The 15,611-nt window shown below is 53.3% G+C and carries 14 protein-coding genes and 1 other annotated feature; of the genes, 4 read left to right on the top strand and 10 right to left on the bottom strand.

Features of this window, described 5'->3' with window-relative positions:
* The first annotated feature begins 78 nt into the window (after positions 1-78).
* Positions 79-1,038, top strand: coding sequence for an acetyl esterase (gene aes, locus OGY83_RS10525; protein ID WP_079938351.1), 960 nt, complete (start codon positions 79-81; stop codon positions 1,036-1,038).
* Here the strand turns inward: aes and hemH are convergent.
* The 8 genes from hemH to OGY83_RS10565 all read right to left on the bottom strand — a co-directional run bounded on the left by hemH (position 1,035) and on the right by OGY83_RS10565 (position 9,274).
* Positions 1,035-1,997: a ferrochelatase gene (hemH, locus tag OGY83_RS10530; RefSeq protein ID WP_079938352.1), complete on the bottom strand. Its 963-nt coding sequence runs from the start codon at positions 1,995-1,997 to the stop codon at positions 1,035-1,037. The genes aes and hemH overlap by 4 nt on opposite strands.
* A gap of 163 nt (positions 1,998-2,160) precedes the next feature.
* Entirely contained in the window at positions 2,161-2,805 is a 645-nt protein-coding gene (gene adk / locus OGY83_RS10535; protein WP_003021773.1) for an adenylate kinase, read from the bottom strand.
* A 230-nt stretch (positions 2,806-3,035) separates the two neighbouring features.
* Entirely contained in the window at positions 3,036-4,910 is a 1,875-nt protein-coding gene (gene htpG, locus OGY83_RS10540; protein WP_032942554.1) for a molecular chaperone HtpG, read from the bottom strand.
* A gap of 110 nt (positions 4,911-5,020) precedes the next feature.
* On the bottom strand, positions 5,021-5,626 hold the full coding sequence (gene recR, locus OGY83_RS10545) for a recombination mediator RecR (RefSeq protein ID WP_032942553.1): 606 nt from the start codon (positions 5,624-5,626) through the stop codon (positions 5,021-5,023).
* A complete protein-coding gene (locus tag OGY83_RS10550; RefSeq protein WP_003021764.1) occupies positions 5,626-5,955 on the bottom strand; it encodes a YbaB/EbfC family nucleoid-associated protein in 330 nt (109 codons plus the stop codon). Before OGY83_RS10550 ends, recR begins: the two co-directional genes overlap by 1 nt.
* A gap of 57 nt (positions 5,956-6,012) precedes the next feature.
* Positions 6,013-7,941 (bottom strand): DNA polymerase III subunit gamma/tau, encoded by a 1,929-nt coding sequence (gene dnaX, locus OGY83_RS10555; protein ID WP_286635835.1) that lies wholly within the window; start codon positions 7,939-7,941, stop codon positions 6,013-6,015.
* Positions 6,616-6,680 (bottom strand) — a sequence feature (DnaX frameshifting element). It overlaps the preceding gene by 65 nt.
* A gap of 210 nt (positions 7,942-8,151) precedes the next feature.
* Positions 8,152-8,703 carry an adenine phosphoribosyltransferase gene (gene apt / locus OGY83_RS10560; RefSeq protein ID WP_286635836.1) on the bottom strand — a complete coding sequence of 184 codons (552 nt, stop codon included), beginning with the start codon at positions 8,701-8,703 and terminating at the stop codon, positions 8,152-8,154.
* A gap of 193 nt (positions 8,704-8,896) precedes the next feature.
* Entirely contained in the window at positions 8,897-9,274 is a 378-nt protein-coding gene (locus OGY83_RS10565; protein WP_008783969.1) for a DUF454 family protein, read from the bottom strand.
* A gap of 69 nt (positions 9,275-9,343) precedes the next feature.
* Between OGY83_RS10565 and priC the strand changes: the two genes are divergently transcribed.
* Together priC and rsmS are read left to right on the top strand one after the other, a co-directional pair.
* Positions 9,344-9,871, top strand: a complete 528-nt coding sequence (gene priC, locus OGY83_RS10570) for a primosomal replication protein N'' (protein ID WP_286635837.1) — start codon at positions 9,344-9,346, stop codon at positions 9,869-9,871.
* 14 nt (positions 9,872-9,885) lie between these two features.
* The gene (gene rsmS, locus OGY83_RS10575; RefSeq protein ID WP_003021750.1) at positions 9,886-10,047 is read left to right on the top strand and encodes a pleiotropic regulatory protein RsmS; all 162 of its coding nucleotides are present in this window, start codon (positions 9,886-9,888) and stop codon (positions 10,045-10,047) included.
* 75 nt (positions 10,048-10,122) lie between these two features.
* Here rsmS and mscK read toward each other — a convergent pair whose 3' ends face one another.
* Both mscK and acrR read right to left on the bottom strand, forming a co-directional pair.
* Positions 10,123-13,488 carry a mechanosensitive channel MscK gene (gene mscK, locus OGY83_RS10580; RefSeq protein WP_286635838.1) on the bottom strand — a complete coding sequence of 1,122 codons (3,366 nt, stop codon included), beginning with the start codon at positions 13,486-13,488 and terminating at the stop codon, positions 10,123-10,125.
* A 127-nt stretch (positions 13,489-13,615) separates the two neighbouring features.
* Positions 13,616-14,266 (bottom strand): multidrug efflux transporter transcriptional repressor AcrR, encoded by a 651-nt coding sequence (acrR, locus tag OGY83_RS10585; RefSeq protein WP_079938358.1) that lies wholly within the window; start codon positions 14,264-14,266, stop codon positions 13,616-13,618.
* Positions 14,267-14,407: 141 nt separating this feature from the next.
* Between acrR and acrA the strand changes: the two genes are divergently transcribed.
* Positions 14,408-15,601, top strand: a complete 1,194-nt coding sequence (gene acrA / locus OGY83_RS10590; RefSeq protein ID WP_048226274.1) for a multidrug efflux RND transporter periplasmic adaptor subunit AcrA — start codon at positions 14,408-14,410, stop codon at positions 15,599-15,601.
* Positions 15,602-15,611 lie beyond the last annotated feature (10 nt).

Consider the following 15,611-nt stretch of genomic DNA (forward strand, 5'->3'; position numbering starts at 1 on the left):
GTTTCAATATCAGACGGTGAGATCGCAGTTTATACGGGAGTAATTTCTACAATAACTCACCTTCACAAGGAGCGTTTTATGAAGCCGGAAAACAAGATCCCCGTACTCGACAGAATTTCGGATGAAATGAAAAGCGTGGTGAATTTTCATCGCGACGATCTGCCGCCGTGGCCCGCTGCCGATGACTTCGTGGCCCAGCGCCAACACTACATTCATGAACGGCAGTTGTGGAATGCCGATGCCCCAGAAATGGATACCCGCGAATGCGTTATTTCTACCGCATGCGGCCCCGTGGCCACACGCATCTACGCTCCGCAACCCCATAGCCAGGCAACGCTATATTACCTGCACGGCGGCGGTTTTATTCTCGGTAATCTGGATACCCACGACCGTATTATGCGCTTGCTGGCGCGCTATACGCAGTGCACTGTAATTGGTATCGACTATTCGCTTGCGCCGGAAGCCCGTTTCCCGCAAGCCATCGAAGAGATTGCCGCCGTCTGCCAGTATTTTCATCAGCACGCTGGCGACTATTCTCTTAATGTGAATCATATTGGTTTTGCGGGTGATTCCGCCGGGGCCATGCTGGCGCTTGCCAGCGCGCTGTGGCTGCGGGATAAACGCATTGTCTGCGGCAAGGTGGCTGGAGTGCTGTTGTGGTATGGGCTTTACGGCCTGCAGGATTCACTGAGCCGACGGCTGATGGGCGGAGCGTGGGATGGGTTAACCCGCGAGGACTTGCAGATGTACGAAAACGCGTACCTGCGTAGCGCTGACGATCGCGAGTCACCGTATTATTGCCTGTTTAATAACGACCTGACGCGTGACGTGCCGCCGTGTTTTATCGCCGGCGCTGAATTTGATCCGCTGATTGACGATAGCCGCTTACTATTCCAGACGTTGCAGGCGCATCAGCAGCCCTGTCAGTACAAAATGTACCCCGGCACGCTGCACGCCTTCCTGCACTATTCGCGAATGATGAAAACCGCCGACGATGCGTTGCGGGAAGGCGCTCGTTACTTCAGAGCCCAGCTTTAACGGTAAGCGTCGGTCAGTTTAACCATCATTTCAATATGTTCCGGTGCGGCATTAAGCGCCGGAATATACTCATATTGCTTACCGCCCGCCTCGAGGAAAATTTCCCGGTTTTGTACCGCTATCTCTTCCAGCGTTTCGAGGCAATCTGCCGAGAAGCCCGGACACATAACCTGGATATGTTGTGTCCCTTTCTCCGCCAGCATTTTTAACGTTTCGTCGGTATACGGCGTCAGCCACGGTTCGCGGCCAAAGCGAGACTGGAAGGTCATCATTACTTTTTCTGGCGGCAGACCAAGCGCTGAAACCAGCTCACGGGTGGTATCGCGACAGCGCTGCGGGTAGTCATCGCCTTCATCGGCGTAACGCTGCGGAATGCCGTGGTAAGAGAGCAGCAGCAAATCAGGTTCACCGTGTTGAGCAAATGAATCCCGGGCACTCTTCGCCAGCGCATCGATGTAGCTGCTGTCATCGGCGTAATCACGAATAAATGAAACGCCAGGAATACCGCGTTTACGCGCTAAGATACGCGCCAGTTCATCCCAGACGGCTGCAACAGTTGAACAGGAATATTGCGGATACAGCGGTAACACCACCATGTGTTCAACCCCGCTTGCCAACAGTTCATCGACCGCGCTTTCGAGCGATGGCGAACCGTAGCTCATTCCCAGCGCGACAGGGGTATTTGGTAGGCGTTCTGCCAGCGCCTGCTGTTGTGCCTTGCTGTAGACCATCAGCGGGGAACCGTCTTCCATCCAGATTGACTGGTATAGCTTGGCTACGCGTGGCGCACGCAACGGTAAAATCACCCCGCGCAGCAGCGGCCACCACAGTGCAGGTGACGTATCAACTACGCGTGGATCGCTTAAAAACTGGCGCAGGTAGCGCTTAACGGCTTCGGGGGTTGGGGCATCGGGAGTGCCGAGGTTTGCCAGCAGGATACCGGTTTTCGTCTGACGCATTACCGCCTCTTATCGATTCAAATTGTTGATAATTGTAGCGGAAAAGCGATCAAGAATAACTAATTGCTGTGAGAGGTAAGACGAGAATTTGCCTGATGGCGCTGCGCTTATCAGGCCTACGAGATAATGGCAGGCCTGATAAGAGGTTTATTACGCGAAAAAATTAGCCGAGGATTTTTTCCAGGGCTGCGCGCACGTCAGCCACGGCCTGAGTACCGTCAACTTTCGCGTATTTGGTGTTACCCGCCTGCGCTTCTTTAGAGTAGTAGCCGATCAGCGGAGCGGTCATCTGATGGTATTCCACCAGGCGCTTACGTACGGTCTCTTCCTGATCGTCTTTACGGGTGGTCAGCTCTTCGCCGGTCACGTCGTCTTTACCTTCAACCTTAGGCGGGTTGAATTTGATGTGGTAAACGCGGCCAGAAGCAGCGTGTACGCGACGACCCACGATACGGTCAACGATCAGTTCGTCAGGTACGTCAAACTCCAGAACGTAGTCCACGTTGATGCCCGCTTCTTTCATGGCGTCTGCCTGCGGAATAGTACGCGGGAAGCCATCAAGCAGGAAACCATTACGGCAGTCTTCCTGAGCAATACGCTCTTTTACCAGCGCGATCACCAGTTCATCAGTCACCAGCTTACCGGCGTCCATGATGTCTTTCGCTTGTTTGCCCAGCTCGGAGCCAGATTTCACGGCGGCACGCAGCATATCACCGGTGGAGATTTGCGGAATACCATACTTCTCCATGATGAACTGAGCCTGAGTTCCTTTACCCGCGCCCGGAGCGCCAAGCAGAATGATACGCATTACGAAAATCCCCTTAAAGGTTGTCGATATTTTTTAAAAAGCGCTAAACGATACCACCATCACGCAATTGGCTCAAGAAAGACGCCCGGCGCTGAAACGGTTAACGGTGGGAAAATTAAAAATAAGGCGAGAAAATGCCGGATCGCGGTGTAAACCGCGTATCCGGCATGAGATTGACGAGAGTGTAGGCCGGATAAGCGTTAGCGCCATCCGGCATCACATTACGGGTATCAGGACACCAGCAACTGGTTCATACGACGGATGAACTGGTTCGGATCTTCCAGCGTGCCGCGCTCAGCAAACAGCGCCTGATCCAGCAGCAGTTCGACCCACTCTTTAAACTGCGCTTCATCCTGGGTATCCGCCGTGCGTTTTACCAGCACGTGGTCCGGGTTCAGTTCAAAGATATATTTCACTTCCGGTACGGCCTGGCCCGCAGCGGCAAACAGTTTCGCCATCTGGGTGCTCATTTCGTCTGCATCGGTGGTGACGATGGCTGGCGTGTCGGTCAGACGGTGTGTCAGACGCACTTCTTTTACGCGGTCGCCCAGCAGGGTCTTCACGCGCTCAACGAACGGCGTCAGCGCTTTTTCCGCTTCTTTTGCCGATTCGTCAACTTCATCCGCCAGCTTGTCGATGGACTCGTCAGCTTTGGCAACGGACTGGAATGCCTTACCGTCGAACTCGGTCAGGTAGTTCATCATCCACTCATCGATGCGGTCAGAAAGCAGCAGCACTTCGATGCCTTTCTTACGCAGCAGTTCCAAGTGCGGGCTGCTCTTCGCCGCCGCATAGCTGTCTGCGGTGATGTAGTAGATTTTCTCCTGCCCTTCTTTCATACGCGACACGTAGTCTTCCAGCGACACGGTCTGTGCGGAGGAGTCAGTATGCGTAGACGCGAAGCGCATCAGCTTAGCGATAGTTTCCTGGTTGGCGTGATCTTCAGCCGGGCCTTCTTTCAGCACCAGGCCGAACTGCTTCCAGAAGGTCTGGTATTTTTCCGCATCGTCTTTCGCCAGTTTTTCCAGCATCTGCAGTACGCGTTTGGTCAGCGCGCTGCGCAGGTTACGGGTGACGGTGCTGTCCTGCAGGATCTCACGAGAAACGTTCAGCGGCAGATCGTTGGAATCTATCAGACCGCGGACAAAGCGCAGATAGTTCGGCATGAACTGCTCGGCGTCGTCCATGATGAACACACGCTGGACGTACAGTTTCAGACCATGCTTGTGATCGCGGTTCCACATATCCCACGGAGCCTGGGACGGGATGTACAGCAGGCTGGTGTACTCCTGCTTACCTTCCACACGGTTGTGGCTCCAGGTCAGCGGGTCAGTGAAGTCGTGGGCGATGTGCTTGTAGAATTCGTTGTACTCGTCGTCTTTGATTTCCGACTTGTTACGGGTCCACAGCGCCTGCGCCTTGTTGATCTTTTCCCAGGAAACCACGGTCTCGCCGTCTTTCTCTTCGGATTTTTCGATCTCTACCGGCAGAGCGATATGGTCGGAATATTTGCTGATGATGGAACGTACGCGCCAGTCATCAAGGAACTCATCTTCGCCTTCGCGCAGGTGCAGAGTGATTTCGGTGCCGCGATCGTCTTTGGTGATGTCGGCAACTGTGTACTCGCCTTCGCCCGCAGATTCCCAGAAAACGCCGTTTTCCGGTTTATCGCCCGCAGCGCGGGTACGCACGGTGACTTTGTCCGCCACGATGAACGCAGAGTAGAAACCTACCCCGAACTGGCCGATCAACTGGCTGTCTTTCGCCTGATCGGAACCCATGGATTCGAGGAAAGATTTAGTACCGGATTTCGCAATAGTCCCCAGATGATCGATAACGTCATCACGGTTCATCCCCACGCCATTATCGGCAATGGTCAACGTACGCTTATCTTTATCGAAGGAAACACGTACACGCAGCTCACCGTCCCCTTCATACAGGTCCGGGTTAGACAGGGCGCGGAAACGCAGCTTGTCTGCCGCATCCGAGGCGTTAGAGATAAGCTCACGCAGGAAGATTTCTTTATTGGAATACAGAGAATGGATCATCAGGTGCAGAAGCTGTTTTACTTCTGACTGAAAACCACGAGTTTCTTGTCCTTTCATGTAGATCTACCTCAACAATGCCATTTTCAATGGTAAAAACACGTTGAGGGTGAAATGGGGACAAGCGGGAAGGATTTCAAGCGGAAGCCGCCGTCGCGGCCTCCGTTTGTTCAGAATTTAATCTTGTGTCGTCCTGCCAGAGAGTGCGACAGCGTAGTGCCATCGACCATTTCCAGCTCGCCGCCTACCGGAACGCCATGGGCGATACGGCTGGCTTCAACGCCATATTGCATACAAAGCTCAGCAATATAGTTGGCGGTCGCCTCTCCTTCGACCGTGGGATTGGTCGCCAGGATCAGTTCGTTGATGTGCTCAGACTCCAGTCGCTGTTCGAGACGATCCAGCCCGATATCATCAGGGCCAATACCGTCCAGCGGCGACAGGTGTCCCATCAGCACGAAGTAACGTCCAGAAAATTGCCCGGTTTGCTCAATGGCGTAGATGTCCGCCGGACTTTCCACCACGCAAATCTGACCGTTTTCCTGGCGACGCGGGTTCGAGCAGATGTTGCAGACGTCTTGCTCAGTGAAGGTGCGGCAATCGGCACAGTGGCCGATTTCCGACATTGCCTTCGTTAACGCCTGCGCCAGACGCATCCCGCCGCTGCGATCGCGCTGAAGTAGCGTGAACGCCATGCGCTGCGCCGACTTCGGGCCAACGCCCGGCAGACAGCGCAGTGCTTCCATAAGCTGAGTTAACAGCGGGCTGGTTTGCATCAGAACGGCATCTTAAAGCCAGGCGGCAGCTGCATTCCGGAGGAAACAGAGGCCATCTTCTCTTTCTGCGTCTCTTCAATGCGACGTGCAGCGTCGTTGAATGCCGCAGCAACCAGGTCTTCCAGCATCTCTTTGTCGTCTTCCAGCAGGCTTGGATCGATCTCCACACGACGGCAGTTGTGCGCGCCGTTGATGGTCACTTTTACCAGACCCGCGCCAGATTCGCCGGTCACTTCCAGCTTGGCGACTTCTTCCTGCATCTGCTGCATTTTTTCTTGCATCTGCTGGGCCTGTTTCATCAGGTTACCCAGACCGCCTTTACCAAACATAGGCTTCTCTCTCAATCACGTTAAGGGATGACGACCGCCAAACCATTAGGTTCACGATCAAATGGGGCGAATACTCTCTTCGTCCAGCTCCGCATCGAAAAAACGACGCAGCGTCTGGATGTTATTATCCGCAATAATCGACTCACGCGCCTGCGCGAGCTTCTCTTCATAAATGGCCTGACGCCACTCCAGCGGCGTACGCACCGCTGGATTATCATCTTCAACGATGGTCAATTCAACCGTTGACCCCGTTAAGGAACTCAGTGCTTCAGCCAGTTTTTGCTGCGCGCCGCTGGAATTAAGGTGTCGCTGCGTGGAACGCAGGTGCAGGCAAACCACGTTGCCATTCTCTTCTTTCCAGGCATTAAGCGCCACCTGCTCCACCAGTTTAGGCAGCGAGAGCTGGCTCACCTGGGCGGCCCACGGGTCGCGTTCAATAGCTTCAGCCGCAAGCTTTGCCGCCAGTTCCGGCGTTTTTTCATGCTCAAGCGCTTTTTTCAGCGCTTTCGGCGTGGCGACGACTTCTTTGACTTCTGCAACAGGATTGGTCGCTTTCCAGCGATACGCTTCTTTCTTCGCCGGTGCTTTTTCCAGCGCAGAGACTGCCGGACGCGCCTGAACACGTTCCGACACCGAAGCCAGTCTTTCCAGCGCAGCATTATTCACCGGCCGCGCGCGGGAAGCGGCTGCCGGTTCACTCTTTTTTGCTTTGGTTGCTCCCTGAGCGCGTTGCAGCTGACTGCGCGCCGCCAGCACCTGGCTGGTGGCATCGGAGAGAGGCACATTCTGTTGCTGCTGAGCAGGCGCAGGCTGCTGCTGCACCTGAGTCGGAGTCATCACCGCAGTGGGTGCGACCGGGGCAAACGACTGTCGCGGGACTTCAGGTTCCGGGAGCGGCATGCGCGGATGAAAAGCCAGCGCACGCAGCAGCGTCATTTCGACGCCCATTCGCCTGTCCGGCGCATACGGCAGTTCTTTGCGCCCGATTAACAAAGTCTGGTAGTAAAGCTGCACATCGGTTGGCGGAACAATTCGCGCCAGTTCACGCATACGCTGTTCAATGGCGGCCATATCGCTGCCGAGCGCGGCAGGCGAAAGCTGAACCATGGCAATACGATGCAGCAAAGCCGACATCTCAACCAACAGCGCTTCCCATTCGATACCGCGCGCGGCGGCGTCGTTCACCAGCGCCATAACGCGTTCGCCGTCCGCAGCCACAACCGCTTCAATGAGCGAGAGCGCCTGGTCGTCGTCCAGCGTGCCGAGCATGGTGCTCACCGCGTCGGTCGAGACCTGACCATCGCCGCTGGCGATCGCCTGATCGGTCAGGCTCAGCGCATCACGCAGGCTGCCGTCCGCGGCGCGAGCCAGCAGTTGCAGTGCACGTGGTTCATGGGCGATATGCTCTTCTTTGAGGATATGCTCAAGCTGATGGCGAATCTGTTCGACATCCAACGCTTTAAGATGGAATTGCAGACAGCGCGACAGGATAGTCACCGGCAGCTTCTGCGGATCGGTAGTCGCCAGCAGGAACTTAACGTGCGCGGGCGGCTCTTCGAGCGTTTTCAGCAAGGCGTTAAAACTGTGGCGCGACAGCATGTGCACTTCATCGATCAAGTAGACCTTAAAGCGACCACGCGCAGGCGCATACTGGACGTTATCCAGCAGGTCACGGGTGTCTTCGACTTTGGTGCGTGAGGCGGCGTCGATTTCAATCAGATCGACAAAACGCCCCTGCTCGATTTCCCGGCAATTATCGCACACGCCGCACGGCGTGGCGGTGATGCCGGTTTCACAGTTTAATCCCTTCGCCAGCAAACGGGCGATAGAGGTTTTCCCGACGCCACGGGTGCCGGAAAACAAATAAGCATGATGAATACGCCCTAGCGACAAGCCGTTCGCCAGTGCCGTCAGCACATGTTCCTGGCCGACGACGTCAGCAAAGGTTTGTGGGCGCCATTTTCGGGCTAAGACCTGATAACTCATTGGCAGGCTCTGAAAGGCTGGAGGGTGGATTCACAGGGGGATAATGCTAACACAACCTCGCAGCGACGGCGAGGTTGACACGTTATATTCGGGCGTTATCGTTGCAGTCAGTTTGGTTTCGGGCAGCGCACAGAAACCGGAGCGTACACGCAGTACGTGAGGATTTCGAGCACTGACCGGGGCCAAAATGGCAAAAAAGATAGCCCTAAATTAGTGGCCCGGGAATGGAACCAGGCTATAACAGGTCAGCCCCTGTTTTTCCAGACGCTGTTCGCCGCCCAGATCATACAGGTTAATGATAAAAGCGGCATCGGTCACTTCACCACCCAGACGGCGGATCAGCTTCACGGTCGCTTCAATCGTGCCGCCGGTTGCCAGCAGATCGTCCACAACCAGCACTTTATCGCCCGGTTTGATGGCATCAACGTGGATTTCCAGCTGATCGGTGCCGTATTCCAGCTCATAGGTCTCAGCAATAACTTCACGCGGAAGCTTACGGGGTTTGCGTACCGGAACAAAGCCGACGCCCAGACCCAACGCTACCGGCGCGCCAAACAGGAAGCCACGCGCTTCGGTGCCAACCACTTTAGTGATACCCGCATTTTTGTAGCGCTCAACCAGCAATTCAATGCTGAGAGCGTAGGCTTTCGGGTCTTCCAGTAAACTGGTGACATCACGAAAGAGAATGCCCGGTTTTGGGTAGTCGTGGATGCTTTTGATGCTATTTTTGAGAAACTCAAGCTGCTGTGCTGTCGCGGTCATAAGTTTGTGCCTGATTAATACAGTATTACTTCACGGCGCACTATACACTTCATCCTCGACGTATCTTGAATGATTTTGTGTCTATATAAGAGTCAAGGTTACACTTGCTTAACCTTTGACCACCTGCGCCTGTGCTCGAAAACGGTCGAATTTACTGGCTGTGAGAGACAATTGCAACAGCGATTATTGCGCTTTACTGCTTTTGTTGTTTTTCATCAATCACCGGGATCCGCCACATAAAAATCAGTAAACAGGCGAGAATAACCAGCAGCAGGCCGCGCACCCACATCATATTAACCAGCCAGAGCGAAATGCCAAACGTCACCAGGATCAACAAAATAGCGCGCGGTTTTGCCCCCGGCGGCATCGCACGGTGTTTTTGCCAGTGGCGCAAATACCCGCCGAACCACGAACGGTATAGCAACCAGTCGTGAAAACGCGGCGATGAGCGGGCAAAACACCAGGCGGCCAGCAGGATGAATGGCGTAGTAGGCAACAGAGGCAATACAACGCCCAGCGTTCCTAACACTACCGCTATCCAGCCAATGATGATTAGAATAATACGTTGCATAATATGAGTACTTAACACAGAGAATCGCTACTTTAGCATAACGGTTCTCATTTTCATCGGAGTGTTGTTGTGAAAACCGCCATGCTGTTACAGACGCTCGAAAGCCAGCTTAACCGCCTGCGACAGTGTTGTGCTCCGCTGGCGCATCACACAACGCTTAGCGCCCGCTTTGACAGGCATCTGTTCCACACGCGCAGCACGTTGCTACAGGCCTGCCTGGATGAAGCTGACGATAATCTTACTGCCCTACGTCGCGCCGTTGAGCAGCAACAACTCCCACAAATCACATGGCTTGCGGAACACCTTGCCTCACAGTTAGAGGCGATTTCACGTGAAACTACCAGTTGGCCTCTTCGAGAGTGGGACAGCGCTTCTCCAGGTCTGGCGCGCTGGCAGCGCAAGCGGGTCCAACATCAGGAATTTGAACGCCGTCTGGTTGAAATGACGCGTGTACGCAAAGAACGGCTGGCTCAGGCTACCGGCTTTGAAGAACAGCAAAAACTGCATCGTGAAGTAGAAGCATTCGAGGCGCGACTGGCGCGCTGTCGCCATGCCCTGGCAAGAATAGAAAACGTGCTGGCGCGTTTAACCCGTTAATCCCCGGAGAATTTATGTCATTAGAGAACGCCCCGGACGAGGTCAAACTGGCCGTCGATTTGATTGTTTTACTTGAGGAAAATCAGGTTGCGCCTGAAACCGTACTGAAGGCGCTGGAGATTGTTAAACGGGATTACGAAAAGAAACAGCTCTCTTCTTCAAAAAACGCGCTATAGCTGAAATGCCTGAAAGCGTTACACTCATCAGGCCTACGAATGAATCGAAGCTCGCAGGCCTGATGAGTTTTTCTATTAGCCTACCGAAGGCGTCGGATCATCACCTTTAATGATGTCACGCTTAACCTCGGTTACGGTATCACCTTTCGCGTTATGCAGGTGCACTTCGAGCTGGTTAAAGGCGATATCAATGTCGTTTTCACGGCACAAACGATCGACCGCACGGTTCAGTTCATCAACCGTGTGGCTACGATCGCGCAGTTCACGCACGTATAATCGCAGTTCATGATCCAGCGTGCTGGCGCCGAAGGCGGTAAAGAACACCGCAGGCTCCGGATCGTGCATCACTTTCGGATGTTCCATCGCCGCCTGCAACAGCACTTTCTTCACTTTATCAAGATCCGAACCGTAGGCCACGCCGATGCGGATCACCAGACGCGTGGTGGTATCGGAAAGCGACCAGTTGATCAAGCGCTCCGTCACAAATGCTTTGTTCGGGATGATCACCTCTTTGCGATCGAAGTCGGTAATGGTGGTGGCACGGATACGGATCTTGCTGACCGTTCCTGAGAACGTACCGATAGTCACGGTATCGCCGATGCGGACCGGGCGTTCAAACAGGATAATCAGACCGGAAACAAAGTTACCGAAGATTTCCTGCAAGCCAAAACCAAGACCAACCGACAGGGCTGCTGCCAGCCACTGTAGCTTATCCCACGAAACACCGAGCGATCCAAAGACCGTCATCGCGCCGATGGCGATGATCGCATAGTTAAGGATCGTGGTGATCGCATACGAAGCGCCCTGACGCATCTTCAGTCGCGACAGCACCAGCACTTCCAGCAGGCCGGGTAAGTTGCGGATCAACGCCCACGCGACCATTGAGGCAATAATCGCAAATAGCAGGCTGCCCATGGTGACGTCTTTCACCACCGCAGCCCCCGCTTCGGTGCCGTTGTAATGCCAGAGCGTAATGCTATCGAGGTAGCTGAATACGGTTATCAAATCAGACCAAATAGCCCAGAACAGAACACCAAACAGGGCAACCATTACCAGCATGGTAATGCGCAGCGTTTGCTGGTTAACCTGCTCAAGCGCGATGGTCGGTTCTTCCTGCGGCTCGGCACCTTCCGCCCCTTCTTTCACCAGGTTCTGACGACGCGCCAGAGCACGACGCCAGGCAATACGGCGTGCCGCCACGCTCAATCCACGCAGTACCGTCTGATACAGCAGGTTCCAGAGGATAACCAGATAGACCGTTTCAATCCAACGACCGGCCAGACGCAGCGTGGTGTAGAAATACCCTGTCGCCGTCAGCACCATTAGTGCAATTGGAATAATAGACAGCACGGTAATAGTGACTAAACGCAAGCCATGCGACTCTTTGTCGCGCCAGCTTTCGCGGCACATTGGCCATACCAGGAAGGCGATCAGCAACAGGTTGAGGAAAATAACCACCTGACCCAGCACATCGTCCATCAAATTAAGTGGCGACAGCTCAGCAATAACTGACCAGAAGTTAAGCGGCAACAGCGCCAGGCTAATACGCACGATCTGGCGGCGCCAGTGGCTGGTCTGTTTCGCTGGCATACCAAAATGACGAATTGCCACGCCATCTTTTTCCAGCACCTTCCAGCACAGACCAAACACCAACCAGAAGACCGTCATCTTCTTACTGAACGCCCACAGCAGGTCGCTGATATTCAACTGCATGGTAAGCAGAATCAGGCCCACGGCGAGGATAATCAGACACGCCGGCAACGCTCTGATCAGATCGATCAGTATCGCTTTTGGCGTATTAAGCTGACTGTCGTTACGCAAGTTCCCCACTGCGGCGGCTAATTTCTCCTGATACTCTTTCAGCCATTTCAAACGCCAGCGGATTAACCCGGCAATAAGCAGCAGCGGTAGCCCCGCAAGGAATGCAATAAAGACGGCGGGCCAGGCTTTTTCCCAGTTCACCGTGATTTTCATCGACTTAAACTGGTCTTTTAGCGTTTGTGGGAAGGCTTTGATCCAGTCCCAGTCCATCGGACGGTTACTATTAACCCAGAAGATTTGCTGCGTGAGGATCCCTTTCAGGTTCTTCGACACGCTCATTAGCTGCTGTTGATTGATTTGCAGGTTAATCGCCATCATCAACTGGTTGCCCAACTGCTTGTTCAACTGATCCAACAGTTCACGGCGCATATCCACAACCTGCAGCAGGGCATCATGGACTTCACCATTCACTTCGTTGCTGTGCCCTTCTTCCAGTTTGGCGACAAACGCATCGTTCTGGAATAGCGCATCGCGCTGCTGGTTAATCTCAAACTGTTCCAGACGCAAATCGGCGATTCGGTTAGTCATATCGGCAAGTTCATCCGCCGACGGCAGAGTTTGTTGTTGCTGATACAGAATACGCGACAGCAGCAGACTGCCTTTCAGGACGGCGATCTGTTCTTTAATATTGCGTTCGGATTGCAGCGCGCGGTCAAGCCAGTTTTTGACTTTGATATTCTGCTGCATCAGGTTGTTGCCGTTTTCGGTCGCGGCAATCAGACGCTGACTTAGCTGATGGTTAACGTCCAGTTCCTGCTTCACTAACGGATTTGACTGAATACGCTCGGCTTCATCCGGTGTTACCGCTTCCTGAGCCGTCTTTTCGGTTAGCGTCAATCGTTTGCTGTTCACCGCTTCTTGCAGGAGCTGGAGCTGATGTTCAAGCCGGTTACTGTTAGCTGTTACGTAATCACGTTGTTTTTGCAAGGTATCCTGCAAAACAGTATTGCCTTCCAGGCTCTTACGCTGTTGGTCGATCTGCGCATTCAGCAGCGCCTGCTGCGCCTGCAGCAACACCTGCTGACTGGGGCGTAACGCCGCCTCTCCCACATTGGTACCATCAAGTCGATTGCGGATTTGCTGCATTTGCTGCGACGCGGTGTACATCGCATTCTGCACACGCTCTGGCTGCGTCTGGAGCGACACCAGTTGGCTGTTGTAGGCAGCAAGATCGTTTTGCGAGCTTTGCAGGTCATCCAAAACTTGTGCCACGCGCGACTCAAGCTGTCGCAAGGAGAGTGTACTCAGCGTTTTTCGCGTTTCATCGTCGTTATCGACATCGCTGAGCGAATTTAACGCATCCGTCGCCTGACGCATTTTCTCCGGTGCCTGGGCAACTTTCTGGCGAAGCTGTACGGTCTCATCTTTCACGCGTTCGATTTTATCCAGCGTGGCGATGGTATCGATGAGATCCTGTTGAACCAGCTTATCCTGCGCGGAGAGATCTTTTTGTTTACTCAGTGCATCCAGTTGGCTCTGAATATCCGCTTTCGTCGGCAGTTCACCACTCTGTTGCGCCCGCGCAAAAGCAGACGACTGGCAAGAAAGCAAGAGAATGAAGAAAAAAATGGTAATAGCAATAAGATGCTGTGAACGTTTATAGAGCTGCAACATAGTCATGAGAGTGAACGTTTCTGAACCGGAAAAGTGACCGAAAATAGTCAAGCGGCAAGAATATCACGGCTGTGACCGGCAGAATAGCAGCAGGCAAAACGACCAGGAGAATTCCTGGTACAGGCCAAAACGTTTAGTGGATTTCCGCCACGCCAACCCGCAGAGTTGGGCACATAAGGCACATCTCCAGCAGCACAGCGACGTATTCCCGAGCTTCTTTTTTCAGATCAAACGATTCGGGGGCAAATAACCAGTTTTCTATGATTCCGGTAATATAGCTACGCAACAGGACCGCCACGCGACGGGTGTTCAGGTTTTCCGGCAGCATATTGGCATCCATACAGTGCCGCAATGTTTGTTCGATACGATCGTAATTTTCAATACAAAGATGGCGTTGAGCTAACTGAACAGAGGCCATTTCCCCGACAAATTCGCATTTGTGGAATATAATTTCCAGCAACAAACGTCGGCGTTCTTCTGTCACGGTAGCTTCAAGAACGTAAATTAAAATTTCTCTTAATACTGATAGTGGATCGTCGGGGAATTTTGCCTGATACTCAGTCTCTAACTCATCAATGTTAGGTTTTGCTAGCTCCCAGATTTCACTGAATAAATCCGACTTGTTTTTGAAATGCCAATAGATTGCGCCGCGCGTGACACCAGCGGCTTTTGCGATCTCCGCAAGCGAGGTGGATGATACCCCTTGTTGCGAAAACAAATGCAGAGCAACATCGAGAATATGCTGTCGTGTTTCCTGTGCTTGTTGTTTGGTTTTTCGTGCCATATGTCAGTGAATTTACAGGCGTTAGATTTACATACATTTGTGAATGTATGTACCATAGCACGACGATAATATAAACGCAGCAATGGGTTTATGGGCTTTAAGCCATTGATCAATTTGAAATCGGACACTCGAGGTTTACATATGAACAAAAACAGAGGGTTAACGCCTCTGGCAGTCGTTCTGATGCTCTCAGGCAGCTTAGCGCTAACAGGATGTGACGACAAACAGGCCCAACAAGGGGGCCAGCAGATGCCAGAGGTTGGAGTTGTTACACTCAAAACTGAACCTCTACAGATAACAACCGAGCTTCCGGGTCGCACCAGTGCGTTTCGCATTGCAGAAGTTCGCCCTCAGGTTAGCGGTATTATCCTGAAGCGTAATTTCACTGAAGGTGGTGACATCGAAGCAGGTGTATCTCTCTATCAGATTGATCCTGCGACTTACCAGGCCGCTTATGAAAGCGCAAAAGGCGATCTGGCCAAAGCACAAGCCGCAGCAAATATCGCTCAACTGACAGTTAAACGTTATCAGAAACTGTTGGGTACTAAGTACATCAGTCAACAGGATTACGATAGCGCGCTGGCAGACGCACAGCAGGCAAATGCCGCCGTTGTCGCCGCGAAAGCCGCAGTAGAAACTGCACGCATCAATCTGGCCTATACCAAAGTGACGTCGCCTATCAGCGGCCGCATTGGTAAATCATCCGTTACGGAAGGTGCTCTGGTGCAAAACGGTCAAGCGACCGCACTGGCGACCGTTCAGCAGCTGGACCCGATCTACGTGGACGTGACGCAGTCAAGCAACGACTTCCTGCGCCTGAAACAAGAGCTGGCCAACGGCACGCTGAAGCAAGAGAACGGCAAAGCGAAAGTCGAACTGGTAACCAATGACGGCATTAAATTCCCGCAGTCCGGTACGCTGGAGTTTTCTGATGTGACGGTTGATCAAACCACCGGGTCGATTACGTTACGCGCGATCTTCCCTAACCCGGATCACACCTTACTGCCGGGTATGTTCGTCCGTGCACGTCTGGAAGAAGGGATTAACCCAACTGCATTACTGGTCCCGCAGCAAGGCGTTACCCGTACACCGCGTGGCGATGCCAGTGCATTGGTTATCGGCGCAGACAACAAAGTTGAAACTCGTCAAATTGTCGCCGCACAAGCGATTGGTGACAAATGGTTAGTCACCGATGGACTTAAGCCGGGCGACCGCGTGATTGTTACTGGGCTGCAGAAAGTACGTCCTGGCGCGCAGGTAAAAGCGCAGGAAATCACCGCTGATAACAACCAGCAAGGCGAAAGCGGTAGCCAGCCTGAACAGTCCAAGTCTTAACTTAAACAGG

The sequence above is a fragment of the Citrobacter sp. Cpo090 genome, assembly GCF_030332665.1.
In the GTDB taxonomy this organism is placed as follows: Bacteria; Pseudomonadota; Gammaproteobacteria; order Enterobacterales; family Enterobacteriaceae; genus Citrobacter; species Citrobacter portucalensis.

What these genes read in the sequence shown, in the direction of transcription:
- acrA (WP_048226274.1), top strand. Translation starts at nt 14,408, where the DNA reads ATGAACAAAAACAGAGGGTTAACGCCTCTGGCAGTCGTTCTGATGCTC.
- aes (WP_079938351.1), top strand. Translation starts at nt 79, where the DNA reads ATGAAGCCGGAAAACAAGATCCCCGTACTCGACAGAATTTCGGATGAA.
- recR (WP_032942553.1), bottom strand. Translation starts at nt 5,626, where the DNA reads ATGCAAACCAGCCCGCTGTTAACTCAGCTTATGGAAGCACTGCGCTGT.
- dnaX (WP_286635835.1), bottom strand. Translation starts at nt 7,941, where the DNA reads ATGAGTTATCAGGTCTTAGCCCGAAAATGGCGCCCACAAACCTTTGCT.
- acrR (WP_079938358.1), bottom strand. Translation starts at nt 14,266, where the DNA reads ATGGCACGAAAAACCAAACAACAAGCACAGGAAACACGACAGCATATT.
- OGY83_RS10565 (WP_008783969.1), bottom strand. Translation starts at nt 9,274, where the DNA reads ATGCAACGTATTATTCTAATCATCATTGGCTGGATAGCGGTAGTGTTA.
- htpG (WP_032942554.1), bottom strand. Translation starts at nt 4,910, where the DNA reads ATGAAAGGACAAGAAACTCGTGGTTTTCAGTCAGAAGTAAAACAGCTT.
- rsmS (WP_003021750.1), top strand. Translation starts at nt 9,886, where the DNA reads ATGTCATTAGAGAACGCCCCGGACGAGGTCAAACTGGCCGTCGATTTG.
- hemH (WP_079938352.1), bottom strand. Translation starts at nt 1,997, where the DNA reads ATGCGTCAGACGAAAACCGGTATCCTGCTGGCAAACCTCGGCACTCCC.
- OGY83_RS10550 (WP_003021764.1), bottom strand. Translation starts at nt 5,955, where the DNA reads ATGTTTGGTAAAGGCGGTCTGGGTAACCTGATGAAACAGGCCCAGCAG.
- adk (WP_003021773.1), bottom strand. Translation starts at nt 2,805, where the DNA reads ATGCGTATCATTCTGCTTGGCGCTCCGGGCGCGGGTAAAGGAACTCAG.
- apt (WP_286635836.1), bottom strand. Translation starts at nt 8,703, where the DNA reads ATGACCGCGACAGCACAGCAGCTTGAGTTTCTCAAAAATAGCATCAAA.
- mscK (WP_286635838.1), bottom strand. Translation starts at nt 13,488, where the DNA reads ATGACTATGTTGCAGCTCTATAAACGTTCACAGCATCTTATTGCTATT.